The 13,686-nt window shown below is 61.2% G+C and carries 9 protein-coding genes; 6 read left to right on the top strand and 3 right to left on the bottom strand.

The features are described 5' to 3' along the window. Nucleotides 1-19 precede the first annotated feature (19 nt). The 3 genes from EKN83_RS01330 to EKN83_RS01320 form a co-directional block, all read right to left on the bottom strand. Nucleotides 20-259 carry a DUF1883 domain-containing protein gene (locus EKN83_RS01330; protein ID WP_010432930.1) on the bottom strand — a complete coding sequence of 80 codons (240 nt, stop codon included), beginning with the start codon at nt 257-259 and terminating at the stop codon, nt 20-22. 211 nt (nt 260-470) lie between these two features. Next, entirely contained in the window at nt 471-2,255 is a 1,785-nt protein-coding gene (locus EKN83_RS01325; RefSeq protein WP_126800188.1) for a methyl-accepting chemotaxis protein, read from the bottom strand. 106 nt (nt 2,256-2,361) lie between these two features. Further along, nucleotides 2,362-2,715, bottom strand: a complete 354-nt coding sequence (locus EKN83_RS01320; protein WP_025756532.1) for a DsrE/DsrF/TusD sulfur relay family protein — start codon at nt 2,713-2,715, stop codon at nt 2,362-2,364. Between the two features lie 72 nt (nt 2,716-2,787). Here EKN83_RS01320 and nasR point away from each other — a divergent pair, with 72 nt between their 5' ends. The 6 genes from nasR to EKN83_RS01290 all read left to right on the top strand — a co-directional run bounded on the left by nasR (nt 2,788) and on the right by EKN83_RS01290 (nt 13,602). Further along, nucleotides 2,788-3,972, top strand: a complete 1,185-nt coding sequence (gene nasR / locus EKN83_RS01315) for a nitrate regulatory protein NasR (RefSeq protein ID WP_126800187.1) — start codon at nt 2,788-2,790, stop codon at nt 3,970-3,972. A gap of 229 nt (nt 3,973-4,201) precedes the next feature. Further along, complete coding sequence (locus EKN83_RS01310) at nt 4,202-5,449, top strand: CmpA/NrtA family ABC transporter substrate-binding protein (protein WP_126800186.1); 1,248 nt, start codon at nt 4,202-4,204, stop codon at nt 5,447-5,449. 2 nt (nt 5,450-5,451) lie between these two features. Then, the gene (gene ntrB, locus EKN83_RS01305; RefSeq protein ID WP_059387005.1) at nt 5,452-6,330 is read left to right on the top strand and encodes a nitrate ABC transporter permease; all 879 of its coding nucleotides are present in this window, start codon (nt 5,452-5,454) and stop codon (nt 6,328-6,330) included. A gap of 9 nt (nt 6,331-6,339) precedes the next feature. Then, a complete protein-coding gene (locus EKN83_RS01300; RefSeq protein ID WP_045286270.1) occupies nt 6,340-7,128 on the top strand; it encodes an ABC transporter ATP-binding protein in 789 nt (262 codons plus the stop codon). A gap of 10 nt (nt 7,129-7,138) precedes the next feature. After that, on the top strand, nt 7,139-11,128 hold the full coding sequence (nirB, locus tag EKN83_RS01295) for a nitrite reductase large subunit NirB (RefSeq protein WP_126800185.1): 3,990 nt from the start codon (nt 7,139-7,141) through the stop codon (nt 11,126-11,128). Further along, on the top strand, nt 11,125-13,602 hold the full coding sequence (locus tag EKN83_RS01290) for a nitrate reductase (RefSeq protein ID WP_126800184.1): 2,478 nt from the start codon (nt 11,125-11,127) through the stop codon (nt 13,600-13,602). Before nirB ends, EKN83_RS01290 begins: the two co-directional genes overlap by 4 nt. Nucleotides 13,603-13,686: the final 84 nt, after the last annotated feature.

The following is a 13,686-nucleotide window of genomic DNA, read 5'->3' as shown; positions in this document are numbered from 1 at the left end:
GCTTGCCGGGCGTGTGACGTTATGCTGCCACGTAGCTGACGGAATGCTCCAGTGACTGACTGTGGCTGTCGATCAGCACATCCCATGTGCCGGTATAGGGCACGGTAAGCCAGGCTTTATCATCCTGCACGGTCAGAATATCCGCCTGGGACTGTTTCTGTGCCTTTGAACTCATCAGATGAATACGACAGCGCTCTGAGCAGCGCACCACGACCGTATCCCCGCCAAACAGTTTCAAACTTGTTTTTACCAGTGCCATTTTTTACCCCGTAGTCTTAAACAACGCTCTCCCTGCAGCCATATCCGAGCGTGATGTTGTTCACAATTCACTCATGGCATAACATCAAAGGGGAGGGGGTGGGATGCTGATTTTGATCAAAAAATGGCATAACGATTAAACAAAAATGACAATATTCCTCAAAATGTCAGCTGGCGCGCGTTTTAGCCGCTAAACGCGCGCCGGATTAACATTAAATGCGGAAATGGCCGGCGGTTTCAGCAAGGTCGCCCGCCTGGCTCTGCAGGGCGCCAGCCGCGGCGGCAGATTGCACCACCAGTTCGGCGTTCTGCTGTACCATGCGGTCGAGATGGGTTACCGCGTGGTTAATCTCGTGAATGCCTTTCATCTGCTCGCTGGTGGCGATGGAGATTTCGCGCATGATGCCGGAGACGCTGCCGATGCTGGAGCGGATCTCATCCATGCTTTCCCCGGCCAGATGTACATAGCGAGAGCCGGTCGCCACGCTGTCGGTGGTGGAATCAATCAGTGATTTAATCTCCTTCGCCGCCTGGGCGCTACGGCTGGCCAGGTTGCGCACTTCGCCCGCCACCACGGCAAACCCGCGACCCTGCTCGCCGGCGCGGGCTGCTTCGACGGAAGCGTTCAGCGCCAGAATGTTGGTCTGGAAAGCAATACCGTCAATCACGCTGGTGATATCGCCAATTTTGGCCGACGCCACTTCGATGGACTGCATGGTGCTGATCGCCTGTGATACCACCTCGCCGCCGCGGGCCGCGGCCGCTGAGGCCTTGCTCGCCTGGTCGTTCGCTTCCGCCGCCGACTCATTTGACTGGGTCACGGAGGCGGTGATCTGCTCCACGGCGCTGGCCGTCTCGCGCAGACTGGATGCCGCCTGCTCGGTACGTCCGGAAAGATCCTGGTTACCGGCGGCAATCTCCTGCGCGGCATTTTTCACCGACTCGCTGGCATCACGGAGTTGCACCATCACCACCGCGAGCTTATCGCTGAAGGCGTTAAAGGCCTGGGCGATCTGCGCGACTTCGTCCTCGCCGGCGTCCGGCAGGCGCTGCGACAGATCGTTGGTGCCGTTGGCAATGTTGTGCATCGCGTCGCGAATGTCAGACAGACGCTTCAGCAGGCGGGCAATCAGGAAATGGACAATGGCCGCGCTCAGCAGCGCCAGGATCACCAGCGAAATCGCCGATGCTTTAAGCAGGGAACGCATGCCGGAGGTGGCGTCACCGTTGTCGAGGGCGACCACTAACAGCCAGTTGGTGCCCGGTACGGCGGTCGCCACGAAGGTTTTCTCGACGTCATTCAGGGTTCCGTCGACCAGATTGCCGCTTTTCAGTGCGGCAAAATCGATGCCTTTGATGGTCTCAGCAAACGGTTTGAGCGTCAGGGCCGGATCGTTAGCCGCAATCACGCTGCCATCGCTGTTAAGAAGTAACCCGCTGCTGGCCGGGGTAGGATGGATCCCGCGCACGTTCGCCACCACGCTGTCCATGGCCACATCACCCGCCACGACCGCTTTCAGGGCGCCATTTTCTTTCACCGGCACGGCGAAGGTCACCACCAGTTTCCCGGTTCCGGCGTCGACATACGGCGCAGTCACAACCGGACCGTCGGTGCTGACCACCTGCTGATACCACGGACGAATGGTCGGATCATAATCCGCAGGTACACCGGCAGGCTCGGAGAATTTCGCCGTTTTGCTGGCGTAGCCCACATAGACGTTGGTGAACCCACCCGCCTGGGCAAGCTGTTTAAACACCGGAACCGGATCGTCACTCAGCGCCACGCTCCGGGCGGCGGCGATCACGGTCATCTTGCTTTTGACCCAGTCGGCAATCGCCATATTATGGCTGGCGCTGGTGCTGGTCAGGATATCGCGCTGGGACTGCTGGTTATCCTGGCGCGTGACCTGGAAGTTGATAACCGTATTGAGGAGAAGGGCGACGACCAGGCAGCCTGTCGTCGCGGCAATAATGCGAGCACGAATCGATCTGAACATAAGTGAAATACCTGCTGTGTTGTTTCCATGCCTATCGGCAACCCAGCAGGTAAACTTGATGCTGAAACCGCGTCCATAAGAAAAAAATATTTTTACGGGTTTATTATTAAAAAGTTAATACTTTATCAGCGGTCAGAGTCCATTCGGCCAGTTCAACCAGGGTACCGATCTCCACGCCGTCAATCAGCGGCAGGCCGGTGACGCCCCGCCCGTCGGTGCAGGTTTTACACAGTTTCACCGGCACGTTTTGCGCGGTCAGGATCTCCAGCATCTGCTGAATGTTATAGCCCTCTGCGGGTCTCTGCCCCTTCAGACCTGCAGTGACCGCGTCCGACATTAAAAAGAGTCGCAACGCCAGGTCGCTCTCCTTTTCGCGCAGCGCAATGGCCAGACGCAGGCTGTTAAAAAGGGATTCGCTGCCGTAGGCCGCACCGTTGGCGACAATCACAATCTTTTGCATGTTGACTCCTGTTCTTATAAAGGCACGAATATTGCTTAGCTTTCACGGGTTTCGCTGTTCCGGAGAGTAAGCATGACATTAATGGCTGGCATTTCACCAGGGGCTAACGAATGGCTCCAGCGCGCAAGGACGATTCGCCGGGAGCAGCTCAGCAAACTGGCACAGCTGGGCGTGCTTGTGCATGGCATCAGCCAGCTGGTGCACATGTTACAGTGCGAGCGCGGGGCTTCCAACGTCTGGCTCTGCTCACAGGGTCAGCTTTACGCCCCCGAATGCAAAGCCAGCCGGGCGCTGGTGGATGAAAACCTGGCTGCCCTGTATGGCATTCTCGACAAACAGTCCCCCGTTCCGGGAAGTGCCGTTTGTGAACGCATCGGCGGCGCGCTGCAAAGCCTGGATACGCTTCCCGCCCTGCGTGACGGCGTGCGCCAGCAAACCCTTACGGCACCGCAGGCGATGGAGCACTACTCGCGCATGCTTCGCCATCTGCTCAGTATCGTGCCGCAGCTTAATGACAGCATCGACGATCCGCACATCGCCGGGCGTTTTGTCGCCCTGTATAGCCTGATGCAGGGGAAAGAGCTGGCGGGACAAGAGCGGGCCCTGGGGGCGATTGGCTTCACGCAGGGCTTTTTCGATGATGTCACCCGCCAGAGGCTGGTTGACCGCATTGACGGACAGCAGGCCTGTTTTGAGATCTTTCTCTCGCACAGCCACGCTGAGGTGCAGACCACCTTTACCCTGAACTGCCAGCCCGATCGTGAAACGGAGCAACTCCGGCGCGTGGCCTGTACCCGCCAGCCCGCCGCCGATAATGGCACTACCGCATTGACCTGGTTCGCCCTGCAAACCTCGCGCCTTGAACACCTGCGCGCGCTGGAGGAGACCATGATTGCCGATCTGATGCTCGCCGTGGACGCGCGTATTCACCGTGACGACGACTACGCACCGCCCGCCGATGAGCAGGACGATCCGTTGATCCACTATCCGGAAAAACCGTTGCTTACCCTGGTGCGCCAGCAGGCGCGCGAGATAGAGCAACTCTCCCGTCAGCTTGCGTCGCTGCGCGATACGCTTGAAGAGCGTAAAACCATTGATAAAGCGAAAAGCGTGCTGATGACCCACCAGAATATGAGTGAAGAACAGGCCTGGACGGCGCTGCGCAAAATGGCGATGGACAAGAACCAGAGAATGGTGGATATCGCCCGCGCGCTGCTCATGGTGAAGCACCTCTGGGAAGTAACACCAAAGGAGTAGCTGCACAATCCGTGGGCATTTTGTGCCTGATTGAGGTGCGTAAACGTGAGGGTAAGGCGGTTGGCACCGCGAAAACTGCGCGTTAAAACCTGGCATTCACTTTGCATTATCAGATTAACCATTTTTGACGGTGCGCCAACGGCGGTGCACCTGTCTTCGGGATAAAGGCGTCCAGCGGTGCTTCGGCACTGTCGGGCGCTTTTTTTTTGGTTTTTTTTCAGGAGTGGTCATGGCGGATTTGTCGAGACGGCGGTTTTTGCAGGCCAGCATGCTGGCGAGTGGGGCAATGCTGCTACCGGGGGTCATTCAGGCCGCATGGGCGGCAGGCTCGGATAAACCGGAGCAGGAAACAGTGCGCATCGGGTTTATCCCGCTGACCGACTGCGCGCCGGTGATTATCGCAGCGCTGAAAGGGTTTGATAAAAAGTACGGCATCACCATCGTGCCTACTAAAGAGGCGAGCTGGGCGGCGGTGCGCGACAAGCTGGTAGCGGGCGAACTGGATGCCGCGCACATTCTCTACGGCCTGCTGTACGGACTGGAGCTGGGGATCGCCGGAAAGCCGCAGCAGATGGCCAACCTGATGACCCTCAACCAGAACGGGCAGGCGATTACGCTCTCCGCCGATCTGGCCGAAAAGGGGGTACGCGATCTCGACGGGCTGAAAAAGCTGACCGGGCAGCAGGCGCCGGGGACATACACCTTTGCGCATACCTTCCCGACCGGCACGCATGCCATGTGGCTCTACTACTGGCTGGCCAGCGCGGGCATTCATCCGTTTGACGATGTCCGCACCGTGGTGGTACCGCCGCCGCAAATGGTGATGAACATGCGCATTGGCAACATGGTCGGCTTTTGCGTCGGCGAGCCGTGGAACGCGCGGGCCATCAACGATCGTATCGGTTTTACCGCTGCGACGTCTCAATCCATCTGGGCCGATCATCCGGAAAAAATCCTCGGCACGCGTCGCGAGTGGGTGGAGAAAAACCCGCACACCGCGCGGGCGCTGGTCAGCGCCGTGCTGGAGGCGGCGCGCTGGATTGACGCGTCCCCGGAAAACAAACGCGAGACCGCGCAGATCCTCTCCCGCCGCGCGTGGCTGAACACCAAAGAGCAGTACCTCACCGGGCGGATGCTGGGCGAGTACGACAACGGCGTGGGTTCGCGCTGGCAGGACGCCCATCCGATTCGCTTCTTCAACGACGGTGCCGTCAGCTACCCGTATCTTTCCGACGGCATGTGGTTCTTAACCCAGTTCCGCCGCTGGGGGTTGCTCAAATCCGCCCCGGACTATGCGGGCATTGCGCAGCGCATTAACCAGACCGCGGTCTGGCAGGATGCCGCCACGGCGGTGGGGGGCATTACCGCCCCGGCGTCACCGCTGCGCAGCAGCACATTGATGGACGGCACCGTCTGGAACGGTACCGACCCGGAAGGATACGCCAACCGTTTCGCTATTCACCGTAGAGGGGCCTGATTATGCAGCATCTGCAAAAGACGACATCACACGAGACGCCGGAGAGTGGGGAGGTGATTATTCTGCCTCCGGTGCAGGTTCGCCGCCGTACCCCGACGTTTGCCCGCCGGATGAACGCGATCTTTCAGCGCCTCATTCCGGCGTTTCTGGGGCTGGGGCTGCTGGTCGTGCTCTGGCAACTGGCCGCGATCAACAGCAAAGGATTCCCGACACCGCTCAGCACCCTCGACTCGGCGTTAACGCTGTTCGCCGATCCCTTTTACCGTGACGGCCCCAACGACATGGGCATCGGCTGGAACGTGCTCGCCTCACTGCAGCGCGTGGCGGTGGGCTTTGGCCTGGCCGCGCTCGCCGGGATCCCGCTCGGCTTTCTGATTGGTCGTTTCACCTTTTTCTCGCGCATGTTCAGCCCGCTCATCGCGCTGTTGCGCCCGGTCAGCCCGCTGGCCTGGCTGCCTATCGGCCTGCTGCTGTTCCAGAAAGCGGAGCCGGCTTCCAGCTGGACCATTTTTATCTGCTCGATCTGGCCGATGGTGATCAACACCGCTGAAGGGGTGCGCCGTATTCCACAGGACTACCTCAACGTTGCCCGCGTGCTGCAGCTCTCCGAATGGACCATCCTGCGCCGTATTCTCTTTCCGGCCGTGCTGCCGGCGGTGTTGACCGGGGTGCGCCTGTCCATCGGCATTGCCTGGCTGGTCATTGTCGCCGCCGAGATGCTGACCGGCGGTTTAGGGATCGGCTTCTGGATCTGGAATGAGTGGAACAACCTCAACGTCGAAAACATTCTCATCGCCATCGTCATCATTGGCGTGGTCGGGTTACTGCTGGAGCAGGGGCTGATGCTGATCGCCCGCCGCTTTAGCTGGCAGGAAAAATAAGGAGCGAAGATGAAACCGATAATTCAGGTCCAGGCCGTGAGCCAGCGTTTTTCCACCGCCAGCGGTGAGTTTCTGGCGCTGCAAAACGTCTCGTTTGATATTCACGAAGGTGAAACCGTGAGCCTGATTGGTCACTCCGGCTGCGGTAAATCGACGCTGCTGAACCTTATCGCCGGAATAACGCTGCCGACGGAAGGCGGGCTGATTTGCGATAACCGTGAAATCGCCGGGCCGGGTCCGGAGCGCGCGGTCGTGTTCCAGAACCATTCCCTGCTGCCGTGGCTTACCTGCTTCGACAACGTGGCCCTGGCGGTGGATCACGTGTTCCGCCACACCATGAGCAAGGCGGAGCGTCGGGAGTGGATTGAACACAACCTCGATCGCGTGCAGATGGGGCACGCCCTGCATAAGCGGCCGGGAGAGATCTCCGGCGGCATGAAGCAGCGCGTCGGCATTGCCCGCGCACTGGCGATGAAGCCGAAGGTGTTGCTGATGGATGAGCCGTTTGGCGCGCTGGATGCGCTGACCCGCGCACATCTGCAGGACTCGGTGATGCAGATCCAGCAGGCGCTGAACACCACTATTGTGCTTATCACCCACGATGTGGATGAAGCAGTACTGCTCTCCGATCGCGTGCTGATGATGACCAACGGCCCGGCGGCGACCGTCGGGGAGATCCTGCACGTTGACCTGCCGCGCCCGCGTAATCGGGTGCAGCTGGCGGACGACAGCCGCTATCACCATCTGCGTCAGCAGATCCTGCATTTCCTTTATGAAAAACAGCCCAAAGCGGCGTAAAGGGGCAGCCATGACGCGACTGATCGTTATCGGCAATGGCATGGCAGCAACGCGGCTGATCGCCTCGCTGACCGCGCGTGCTCCCGGTCGCTTCGCAATTACCGTGCTGGGCGATGAGCCTGAACACGCCTACAACCGCATCCAGCTCTCGCCGGTGCTGGGTGGGGAAAAACAGGCAGAACAGATCCGCCTGCAGGATGACGCCTGGTATGAGTCCCGGGGTGTGACGGTGCGAAGGGGGGAACAGGTGCTCGCGGTAGATGTTGAGAAGCGGCTGGTCCGTACGGCACAAACCACGCTGGCCTGGGATGAGCTGGTGTTTGCCACCGGATCAACGCCCGTTGTGCCGCCTATCCCTGGCGGGGATGCCTCTCACGTCTTTACCTTCCGTCGGCTGACGGACATCGGCGCGATTCAGGCTATCCCGGGCCCGGTGGTGGTGCTGGGCGGTGGGGTGCTCGGCGTTGAGGCTGCCGCCGCGCTTGCCAGTACCTGTGACAACGTCACGCTGGTGCATCGCGGGGCGTGGTTAATGGAACAACAGCTGGACCAGCAGGCTGGCGTCCTGCTGGAAGAGGCGCTGGCAGCGCGCGGGGTGCGCTGCGCGCTTTCGTCCGGGATTGCGTCCATCGCCGCGGAGTCGGTGACGCTGTCGGACGGCAAGCGGATTCGCGCCACCCGTGTGGTGTTGGCCACTGGCGTTCAGCCCAACATCTCGCTGGCCAAAGCAAGCGGCGTTCGCTGCGCCCGCGGCATTGTGGTGAATCCGCAGATGCAGACCTCCGCGGCGAACGTCAGCGCTATTGGCGAATGCTGTGAAATCGACGGCCAGACGTTTGGCCTGGTGGCGCCCTGTCTGGCGCAGGCGGATATCCTCGCCGCCCGGCTGGCCGGGGAGGCCGTAGCCTCTTTTGCCCCAACGGACAGCGGGATGCGGCTCAAGGTGACGGGCATTGAACTGTTCACCGCCGGTCGCGCCTCGGTGCAGCCGGAGGACGTGGTCTGGAGCGCATGGGATCCCCTCACGCACCACTACCGACGCCTATTGATTCACCGCGGTGCGCTGGCTGGCGTACTGCTGATGGGGGACTGCCGCAGCGCGGCAACCTTCACCGATTTATTGGCAACGGCTGCGCCCGCCCATGCGGACTGGCTGTTCGATCGTTTCACTACGCAACCGCAGGTTGCAGGACAGAACGCTATGACAAAACCTACACTGGTGGTGGTTGGGCACGGTATGGTCGGCCACCATTTCCTCGAAGATTGCGTTAGCCGTAATCTGCATCAGCAGTATCAGATTGTTGTCTTTGGCGAGGAGCGCTATGCCGCCTATGACCGCGTGCATCTGTCGGAATATTTTGGTGGCCGCAGCGCGGCGTCGCTCTCGCTGGTGGACGGGGATTTCTTTGCCGACCACGGCATTGAGCTGCGCCTGTCGCAGCAGATCGTCGCACTCGATCGCGATGCTCGCGTGGTGCGCACCGCCAGCGGGCATGAAACCCACTGGGACAAACTGGTGCTGGCGACCGGCTCATACCCGTTCGTTCCGCCCGTTCCGGGTAACGATTTACCGGGCTGTTTTGTCTATCGCACCCTTGACGATCTGGACGCGATTGCGGCGCATGCGGCGGGCTCTCGCCGCGGGGTGGTGATTGGCGGCGGGCTGCTGGGGCTGGAGGCGGCAAATGCGCTGAAGCAGCTCGGGCTTGAAACCCACGTGGTGGAGTTTGCGCCCAACCTGATGGCGGTCCAGCTCGACAACGACGGCGCGGCAATGCTGCGCAGAAAAATCGAGGCGCTGGGCGTCAGCGTTCACATCAGCAAAGCGACGACGGAAATCGCCCCTTCGGACGGCGGGCTGGTGCTGCGCTTTGCGGATGGAGAACAGCTGGAAACGGACATGGTGGTCTTTTCTGCGGGCATACGTCCGCAGGACGCGCTGGCGCGCAGCAGCGGGCTGGCTATCGGCGAGCGTGGCGGGATCTGCATTGACGATCGCTGCCAGACCTCCGACTCGAACGTATTTGCCATCGGCGAATGCGCCCTGTGGGCGGGGAAAATCTTTGGTCTGGTCGCGCCCGGCTACCAGATGGCGCGGGTGGCCGCCGCCGCGCTGGCGGGAGAGGATAAAACATTCACTGGCGCGGATATGAGCACCAAACTCAAACTGCTGGGCGTGGACGTCGCCTCGTTCGGCGACGCTCATGGGCGCACGCCGGGTGCGCTGAGCTACCAGTGGACGCACGGCCCGCAGCAGATCTACAAGAAAATGGTGGTGAGCCACGACGGAAAAACGCTGCTCGGCGGCGTGCTGGTCGGCGATGCCAGCGAGTACGCCACGCTGGTGCAGATGATGCTCAACGGCATCGCCCTGCCAACAGAGCCGGAGACGCTGATTTTACCCGTATCATCAGGCAGTGCGCCAAAAGCGCTCGGCGTGGCGGCACTGCCGGAAAGTGCGCAAATCTGCTCCTGCCATAACGTCAGCAAAGGTGATATCTGCCAGGCGGTGAGTGCCGGTGCGACGGACATCGGCGCCGTCAAGCAGTGTACCAAAGCGGCAACCGGCTGCGGCGGGTGCAGCGCGCTGGTGAAGCAGGTGATGGAGTGCCAGCTGGCCGAGCAGGGCGTGGAGGTGAAAAAGGATATCTGCGAACACTTCCCGTACTCGCGGCAGGAGATTTACCACCTCGTACGCGTCAACCATATTCGCACCTTCGACCAGCTGATTAGCCGCTACGGGCAGGGGCACGGGTGTGAGATCTGCAAGCCGCTGGTGGGCTCGGTGCTGGCCTCCTGCTGGAATGAATACCTGCTGAAACCGTCACACCTGCCGCTGCAGGACACCAACGACCGCTACTTTGCCAACATTCAGAAGGACGGCACTTACTCCATCGTGCCGCGGATGCCCGCAGGGGAAGTGACGGCAGACGGGCTGATTGCTATCGGTCAGATTGCCAAACGCTACAACCTGTACAGCAAAATCACCGGCGGCCAGCGTATCGACCTTTTCGGCGCCACCCTTGATCAACTTCCGGCGATCTGGCAGGCGCTGGTGGAGGCCGGGTTTGAAACCGGGCACGCCTACGGCAAATCCCTGCGTACGGTGAAATCCTGCGTCGGGTCGACGTGGTGTCGCTACGGCGTGCAGGACTCCACCAGCCTCGCGGTCAGGCTGGAGCACCGCTACAAAGGCCTGCGCGCGCCGCACAAAATCAAAATGGCCGTCTCAGGCTGTACCCGCGAATGCGCCGAGGCGCAGAGTAAAGACGTCGGGGTCATCGCCACGGACAAAGGCTGGAACCTCTACCTGTGCGGCAACGGCGGTATGAAGCCGCGCCACGCGGATCTCTTTGCCAGCGATCTTGATGATGAAACGCTGATCCGCACCGTCGATCGCTTCCTGATGTTTTACATCCGCACGGCGGATCGCCTGCAGCGCACCAGCACCTGGATGGACAACCTGGAAGGCGGTCTCGACTACCTGCGGGAGGTGATCCTCAACGACAGCCTGGGCATTGCCCACGAGCTGGAGCAGGAGATGGCCCGGGTGGTGGAAACCTACCAGTGTGAATGGCAGACCACGCTTAACGATCCCAACCGCCTGGCGCTGTTCCGCACCGCCGTGAACGACACTGCCGCGGAGAACAACAAGCGCTGGCAGGAAATTTGCGGCATCGACGACATCCCGGAGCAGGCGGGCATTGGCGCGCGGCTTGGGCGTAAGCCGATTGCGCTGTTCCGCTTTGGTGAGTTCGTCTATGCCCTCGACGATCGGGAGCCGGGCAGCAGTGCGAACGTGCTCTCCCGCGGCATTCTTGGCGATGCGGCGGGCGAGCCGGTGGTGATTTCGCCGCTCTACAAACAGCGTATTCGCCTGCGCGACGGCTGTCAGGTTGATAACGGCGAACCTGCGGTTCGTGCCTGGCCGGTGAAAATTGAAGACGGCAAAGTGTGGGTTGGCAACGATGCCCTGGTGTTGCGCGCGGAGGCCTCATGATGGAAACCCGGACAACGTGCCCCTACTGTGGGGTCGGCTGCGGCGTGGTCGCCCGCGTGGAAGGTGAAACGGTAAGCGTTCGGGGGGATGAAAGCCATCCTGCGAATTTTGGCCGCCTGTGCGTGAAGGGATCGGCCCTGGGAGAAACGACGGGTCTGCAGGGGCGATTGCTGCACCCCGTGGTTGACGGTGTTGAAGGGGACTGGACGCAGGCGCTGGGCGCGGCTGGCGAACGGTTGCGGGCGATCATCGACACCTGGGGGCCGCAGGCGGTGGCCTTTTACGCCTCCGGGCAATTGCTCACGGAGGATTACTACGCCGCCAATAAGTTGATGAAGGGGTTTATCGGCGCGGCGAACATCGATACCAACTCCCGGCTCTGCATGTCGTCGGCAGTGGTGGGCTATAAACGCGCCTTCGGTGAAGACGTCGTGCCGTGCAATTACGAGGATGTGGAAAACAGTGACCTGGTGGTGCTGGTTGGCTCAAACGCGGCCTGGACGCATCCGGTGCTGTACCAGCGGCTGGTGCAGGCGCGACAGGCCAGACCGGAGATGAAAGTGGTGGTCATTGACCCGCGCAGAACCGCCACCTGTGATAGTGCCGACCTGCATCTTGCGCTCGCGCCCGGGAGCGACGCCGGGCTGTTTGTCGGTCTGCTGGATGTGATTCAGGGTACGGACGCGTGGCCGGTATCCCGCGTGGCGGCGTTTTGCGGCCTCACGCCGCAGGAGATTGCCACCTTTTACGACTGGTTTATGACAGCGCCCCGGGTCATCACGCTCTACACCATGGGGATCAACCAGTCTTCCAGCGGCAGCGACAAATGCAGCGCCATCATTAACGTTCATCTTGCCAGCGGCAAATTTAACCGTCCGGGCTGCGGCCCGTTCTCGCTGACCGGCCAGCCAAACGCGATGGGCGGAAGGGAAGTGGGCGGGCTGGCGAATCAGCTGGCGGCGCACATGAACTTCGAGCCGGACGATCTTTCGCGGGTGGCGCGTTTCTGGGGAACGGAGCGGCTGGCGCAAACTCCGGGCCTGATGGCGGTAGAGCTGTTTGACGCCATCGCCCGCGGCGAGGTGAAGGCGGTGTGGATCATGGGCACCAACCCTGCCGTCTCGCTACCGGACAGCCACGCGGTGTGCCAGGCGCTGGCGAACTGCCCGCTGGTGATTGTCTCTGAGGTGATGAGAGATACCGACACCAGCCGCTTCGCCCATATTCGCTTTCCGGCGCTGGGCTGGGGAGAAAAAGAGGGAACGGTGACGAACTCGGAGCGGCGTATTTCCCGCCAGCGCGCGTTTCTGCCTGCACCGGGCGAGGCAAAGCCGGACTGGTGGATTGTCGCGCAGGTGGCGAAACAACTGGGGCACGGTGACGCCTTTGCCTGGCAGCATCCCCACGAGATTTTTTGCGAGCATGCGGCGCTGACGGCCTTTGAAAATGACGGCGCGCGGGCGCTAAACCTTCACGATCTGGCTACGCTGACCCGTGATGCGTGGGATCAGCTTGAGCCTTATCAGTGGCCGATGGGGGATTTTCCGCGCCGGAACATCGTTCCGGTTACCCCTCAGCCGCACGGTGCGACGGTTAGCGCATTCTACCCGCTGATCCTTAACACCGGGCGCATTCGCGACCAGTGGCACACCATGACCCGCACGGGATATGTGGCCAGACTGATGCAGCATATCGCCGAACCGTTTGTTGAGGTTTGCCCTGCAGACGCCGCTCGGTTTTCTCTGTGTGACGGCCAGCTGGCGCGCATCAGCTCGCCGCGCGGCGTGATGGTAGCCCGAGTGTGCATACGCGACGGTCAGCGGGAAGGTGAGGTTTTTGCCCCGATGCACTGGAACGCGCAGTTTGCCCGTCAGGGAAAGGTTAATGCGTTGGTGGAAGGGCGCTGCGATCCGGTTTCGGGCCAGCCGGAGAGTAAACAAACCGCCGTCAGGATCATGCCCTGGCAGCCCGCCTGGCAGGGAGAACTTTATGCCCGTGCGCTACCGGAGCTGCCGCCATCGGCGCACGGGTGGCGTAAAGCCTCACGCCTGACGGTGGCGGGGGATACGCCGCTGTTCTCCTGGGTCGCGGATTACGCCCGCACCCGCGGCTGGCAGTTGCAGACTGCGCAAACGGATGCACTCAGCAGCGTACTGGCCTGGCATGAAGGCCAGCTGATGCTCGGGTTCTGGGAAGGTACCGCGTTACCGGCGCTGGCGCATACGGTCATCGAGGCCGCTTTTCAGTCGCCACCCCCGACGCCTGCTGCGCGCCATGCGCTGCTGAACGGGCAGGGCGTGGGGAAGCACCGCGATCCAGGGCGCATTATCTGCACCTGTTTCAGCGTTGGGGAAAATACGATACGGGAGGCGATTGCCGGTGGCTGTGATTCCGTCAGCGCGCTGGGGGCGAAGCTGCGCTGTGGTACTAACTGCGGTTCGTGCGTGCCGGAGCTGAAAGGGCTGTGTGGATAAGGGTGTAAGGGCGACAATCTGTTCAGGATAATCCTGAAATGTCCGCCAGGACTGCATTTCAGGGCTTATCGCGTTAACATAATA

Origin of the sequence: Enterobacter sp. WCHEn090032, from assembly GCF_003986875.1 — a bacterium.
Lineage (GTDB): Bacteria > Pseudomonadota > Gammaproteobacteria > Enterobacterales > Enterobacteriaceae > Enterobacter > Enterobacter sichuanensis.
Note: the sequence above shows the minus strand (reverse complement) of the source record. Positions and strands in the feature narration are given on the sequence as shown.

What these genes read in the sequence shown, in the direction of transcription:
- EKN83_RS01330 (WP_010432930.1), bottom strand. Translation starts at nt 259, where the DNA reads ATGGCACTGGTAAAAACAAGTTTGAAACTGTTTGGCGGGGATACGGTC.
- EKN83_RS01325 (WP_126800188.1), bottom strand. Translation starts at nt 2,255, where the DNA reads ATGTTCAGATCGATTCGTGCTCGCATTATTGCCGCGACGACAGGCTGC.
- EKN83_RS01320 (WP_025756532.1), bottom strand. Translation starts at nt 2,715, where the DNA reads ATGCAAAAGATTGTGATTGTCGCCAACGGTGCGGCCTACGGCAGCGAA.
- nasR (WP_126800187.1), top strand. Translation starts at nt 2,788, where the DNA reads ATGACATTAATGGCTGGCATTTCACCAGGGGCTAACGAATGGCTCCAG.
- EKN83_RS01310 (WP_126800186.1), top strand. Translation starts at nt 4,202, where the DNA reads ATGGCGGATTTGTCGAGACGGCGGTTTTTGCAGGCCAGCATGCTGGCG.
- ntrB (WP_059387005.1), top strand. Translation starts at nt 5,452, where the DNA reads ATGCAGCATCTGCAAAAGACGACATCACACGAGACGCCGGAGAGTGGG.
- EKN83_RS01300 (WP_045286270.1), top strand. Translation starts at nt 6,340, where the DNA reads ATGAAACCGATAATTCAGGTCCAGGCCGTGAGCCAGCGTTTTTCCACC.
- nirB (WP_126800185.1), top strand. Translation starts at nt 7,139, where the DNA reads ATGACGCGACTGATCGTTATCGGCAATGGCATGGCAGCAACGCGGCTG.
- EKN83_RS01290 (WP_126800184.1), top strand. Translation starts at nt 11,125, where the DNA reads ATGATGGAAACCCGGACAACGTGCCCCTACTGTGGGGTCGGCTGCGGC.